This is a genomic window from Micromonospora sp. KC207 (genome assembly GCF_004348615.1).
Lineage (GTDB): Bacteria > Actinomycetota > Actinomycetes > Mycobacteriales > Micromonosporaceae > Micromonospora.
Genome location: NZ_SMKJ01000467.1, coordinates 1 through 3,289 on the forward strand (window position 1 = coordinate 1; position 3,289 = coordinate 3,289).

Genomic DNA, 3,289 nt, shown 5'->3' on the forward strand with positions numbered 1-3,289 from the left:
GGGGCAGGCGGGGCCGGATAAACCCGCTGACCGGCGCGGCGGTGCGGAGTAGACTGTTCGCCCCGCCGACGGCCGCGGTGTAAAGCACCGCAGCGGACGTCCCCGCGCCGGCCCCCGTGCCGGAAACGCGAGCGGCAGCGTTGTCCCCCGCGCCGAGGAGTACGTCGGATGACCCCGCACGCCCCCATGTCACTGGACATCGAACTGGCCGCCGAACGGGCCCACCTGGACGCGTCCCGGGCCGCGCTGACCCGCATGCGCGAACGGACCGAGGTTCTCTTCGCCACCGGCCACAATGTCGCCGGCGACGCGTACACGGCGGAGACCCTGGGTCGCACCCTGTCCCGCCGCGTCGCCGAGCTGGCCGACCAGCCCGACACCCCGCTGTTCTTCGGCCGGCTCACGTTCGGCGACGAGGAGCACCACATCGGCCGCCGCCACGTCACCGACGATCTCGGCGAGCCCATGGTGCTCGACTGGCGGGCCCCGATCTCCCGGTCGTTCTACCGGGCCAGTGCCCGGGACCCGCAGGGCGTGACCGTGCGCCGCCGGTTCGGGTTCAGCGCCGGAACGCTCACCAGCTTCGAGGACGAGCGCCTGGACCGCGGTGAGGAGTTGGGCACGGCCAGCCGCATCCTCACCGCCGAGATCGAACGCCCCCGCGTCGGCCCGATGCGCGACATCGTCGCCACCATCCAGCCGGAGCAGGACGAGCTGGTCCGCGCCGACCTGGCCGCGTCGATCTGCGTGCAGGGCGCGCCCGGCACCGGGAAGACGGCCGTCGGCCTGCACCGGGCGGCGTACCTGCTCTACCTGCACCGGGAGCGGCTGCGCCGGTCCGGGGTGCTGATCGTGGGACCGAACCGGGCCTTCCTGTCGTACATCGCGGCGGTGCTGCCGGCGCTCGGCGAGGTCGAGGTCGAGCAGGCGACCGTGGAGGACCTGATTGCCCGGGTGCCGGTGCGCGCGGCCGAGGACCCGGCCGTGGCGGCGCTCAAGCACGACGCGCGGATGGCCGAGGTGCTGCGTCGGTCGGTCGCGTCCCGCATCGCCGCCCCGATTGAGCCGATCATGGTTTCCGACGGGTCGTTCCGCTGGCGGATCGGCCTCGACCCGCTGCGCCGGGTGGTCGAGGAGACCCGCCGGGAGGGGCTGCCGTACGCCACCGGGCGGGACCGGGTCCGGGCCCGGGTGGTGGGCCTGTTGCAACGCCAGGCCGAGGCCCGCCGGGCCGAGTCGCCCAGCGACGCCTGGCTGCGCCGGATGGGCAGATGCCGCCCGGTCGCCGACTTCCTGGACGCCGTCTGGCCGGCGCTCACCCCGGAAGGGCTGGTGCACACTCTGCTCGCCGACCCGGCGGCGCTCGCGGCGGCGGCCGACGGCGTGCTCACCGAGGCCGAGCAGGCGCTGTTGACCTGGGCGAAGCCGCCCCGCACCCCGAAGGCCACGCGATGGACGGCCGCCGACGCGGTGCTCATCGACGAGGTGGCCGGGTTGCTGGAGCGCCCCGCCGGCTTCGGGCACGTGGTGGTCGACGAGGCGCAGGACCTCTCCCCGATGCAGTGCCGGGCCATCGCCCGGCGCAGCGAACACGGATCGATCACCCTGCTCGGTGACCTGGCGCAGGGCACCGCGCCGTGGGCCGCCCGCGACTGGCGGGAGTCCCTGGCCCACCTGGGCAAGCCGGACGCGACGGTGGTGCCGCTGAGCGTCGGTTTCCGGGTCCCCGCGGCCGTGGTGGCGTTCGCCAACCGGCTGCTGCCGGCGCTGGCGGTGGACGTACCCCCGGCCGAGTCGCTGCGCCGCGACGGCGCTCTGGACGTGCGTACCGTGACCGACCTGGTGGCGGCGACGGTGGCCGAGGTGCGGGCGGCGCTCGCCCACGACGGCTCGGTCGGGGTGATCGCCGCCGACGACGCGGTCGGCGGGCTGCGGGCGGCGCTGGCCGACGCCGGTATCGACACGGCGACCGCCGACGACGTGGTGGCCTCGACCCGGGTCACGGTGGTCCCGGCGACGCTGGTCAAGGGCCTGGAGTACGACCACGTGGTGACCGTCGAGCCGGCGGCGATCGTGGCGGCCGAGCCGCGCGGCCTGCACCGGCTGTACGTGGTGCTCACCCGGGCGGTCTCCCGGCTGACGGTGCTGCACACCGCCCCGCTCCCCGCCCCGTTGTGAGGAAGGGCCCCCTGTTAACGCCTGCGGTAGAGAAGCACGGTCGGACGCCCCCTGGCGGGGCGATTCGTCCCATTCCCGCCCGTTGGCCGGGTGGTGTGCCAGGATGCGGGCAGGGCGTCCCGCCGGGGGCCGCCCCTGCCGAGAGGGGTCAGTGTGAGCAGCGTCCCGCCGGGCACGCCGTGCTGGGCCGACCTCGCCACCCCGGGCCTGACAGATGCCCGGCGCTTCTACTCGGAGCTGTTCGGCTGGACCACCCGGATCGCGCCGCAGCCGGAGGCCGCCGGCTACACCACGTTCCTGCTCGACGGGCGGGCGGTGGCCGGTGCCGGACCGCCGGCCGCCGCCGACCAGGTGCCGATCTGGTCGACGTACATGGCGACCGACCATGCGGATCTGGTCACCACCCGGGTCGAGGCGGCCGGCGGGCAGGTGCTGGTCGCCCCGTTCGACGTGTTCGACCAGGGGCGGATGGCGGTCTTCGCCGACCCGGCCGGCGCGGTATTCAGCGTCTGGCAGCCGATGGCCCATCCCGGGGCGGAACTGTTCGACATTCCCGGGGCGATGAGCTGGAACGAGCTGGTCACCCCGGACCCGGAGGGCGCGAAGGTCTTCTACGAGCTGGTCTTCGGCTGGCGTCCGGAGGAGCAGCCGGTCACGCTGGCGACCGGCGGAAACTTCGACCGCACCTCCTACACCGGATGGCGGTGCGGCGAGCGGGTCGTCGGCGGGATGACGCCACCGTTGTCCGACGACTTCCCGACCGACCTGCCGGCGTACTGGACCGTCTACTTCGCCGTCTGCGACGCCGACGCCACCGCCGCCCGGGCCGCCGAGCTGGGCGGGTCCGTCCTGGTCCCGCCCCGCCACACCCCGCAGGGTCGCCTCGCCGCGCTGTGCGACCCCCAGGGCGCCCTCTTCTCCGTCATCGCCCGCCCTCCGCGTTGACCGGCATCCCGCCCGCACGGGACAGCCTCATGGCCCCTCGGCCGGCGCGGGTGGTTTGGGTGTTTGCAGGGCACCCTTCCTATACCGGAAGCGTTAACAGGCAGCCCTTCCTTGCACCTCAGCGGGGGCGGACGGGGACCACCAGGGGGCCGTGCTCGCCGGGGAG

2 protein-coding genes are annotated in these 3,289 nt (G+C 74.6%); both read left to right on the forward strand.

Going from position 1 to position 3,289, the window contains the following annotated elements; genetic code table 11:
- Positions 1-168 precede the first annotated feature (168 nt).
- The gene (locus E1258_RS31320; protein WP_132407438.1) at positions 169-2,178 is read left to right on the forward strand and encodes an AAA family ATPase; all 2,010 of its coding nucleotides are present in this window, start codon (positions 169-171) and stop codon (positions 2,176-2,178) included.
- 153 nt (positions 2,179-2,331) lie between these two features.
- Positions 2,332-3,123, forward strand: a complete 792-nt coding sequence (locus E1258_RS31325) for a VOC family protein (protein WP_132407440.1) — start codon at positions 2,332-2,334, stop codon at positions 3,121-3,123.
- The last annotated feature ends 166 nt before the right edge of the window (positions 3,124-3,289 follow it).

Coding starts and splice junctions, on each gene's coding strand:
- E1258_RS31320 (WP_132407438.1), top strand. CDS start 169: ATGACCCCGCACGCCCCCATGTCACTGGACATCGAACTGGCCGCCGAA.